Annotated in this window: 1 protein-coding gene; it reads right to left on the bottom strand. The window is 62.2% G+C overall.

From position 1 onward, the window contains the following. The coding region (locus KZA10_RS15880; RefSeq protein ID WP_256934984.1) for a fumarylacetoacetate hydrolase family protein at positions 1-478 on the bottom strand (478 nt) is incomplete at its 3' end. Positions 479-1082: the final 604 nt, after the last annotated feature.

The following is a 1082-nucleotide window of genomic DNA, read 5'->3' as shown; positions in this document are numbered from 1 at the left end:
GATGGTCGATCTCGTGGTCCAGGTCGGCCTTGAGCGCGGCACGAAGCTCAGGCAGGTCGGGTGCGGCGTACGCAGGGCTCTCCATGAACGAGATGACTTCGCGGATCGCTGCATCCCACCACTTCTGTGTGACGAGCCAGGGGCCGGTCGGGTTGAAGCCGGGCGCGATCTTCCCCTTGGACCACTGACCGCCGGAGACCGTCATCTGGAAGTCGCGCTCCGAGACATCGTTCGCGGCGACGAAGCCGGCGACGTGCGCGAGCGACTCCTCGGGACTGTCGAGATAGGCGGTGCGGGTGCCGATGACGATGCCGAGCTCGACCTCCCAGTCGGTCTTCTCGCTGCCCCGCGGGATCGTGACCGTGTCGTTCGGGCCGACGACCGTGTTCGGAGTCTTGAGGAAGAGGATCGGGATGGTGGGCGGCTCCGAGCCGGACGGATTCCCCGTTCGCGGATGCACGAGGGGAGCGACGATCATCCGTGGACGCAGGCATGGCGCGATCGTACTCCGAGGTGGGCGCGGCGCAGAAACCTCGGCTGATCCGGCGGAAACCGAGCGCGGGGTCGGAGCGACACGCCCGGGTGGTGTGGCCCGATTTGCCAGAAGCCGCGGATCCACGTAACTTATTACTTGTTCGCCCCACAGGGAAGCGGAGGAGCCAAGAGCTTCACCCCCCTCAAGCGGAGAACCACTCCCGATCCACTCTCACTTGAGAGAACAGGCGCTTGCGTCTAGGATAGGGACTCCACCTCTTCTGTGGCTGTCATCAGCCGCGCTGCGGATCTTCGATTCGCACGGCGCGCCGATTTGACAAGCGGGTCGAGGTGGGTAAGATAGAGAAGTTGCCCTTCGGGCCTGGCTGTGATGGCTGGGTCGTGGGAGCATCCGATCCTTGAGAACTCAACAGCGTGCACTTGTCAAATGCCAAATTATCCTCGTCTAGCTTCGGCTGGGTGAGAATTCCTTTGGATCAAAGACCAACTCCTTCCGGGGGGTTGGCAATGGATGAAGTCAGCAATGAATTTGTCTCTTTGGTCAGCATCAAACTCGCTGCGTCACCGTTTTCCCGGTGGGGTATGCA

It is taken from the genome of Microbacterium sp. BF1, assembly GCF_019279095.1.
Classification (GTDB): domain Bacteria; phylum Actinomycetota; class Actinomycetes; order Actinomycetales; family Microbacteriaceae; genus Microbacterium; species Microbacterium maritypicum.
This window is presented reverse-complemented; position numbering and strand designations above follow the sequence as displayed.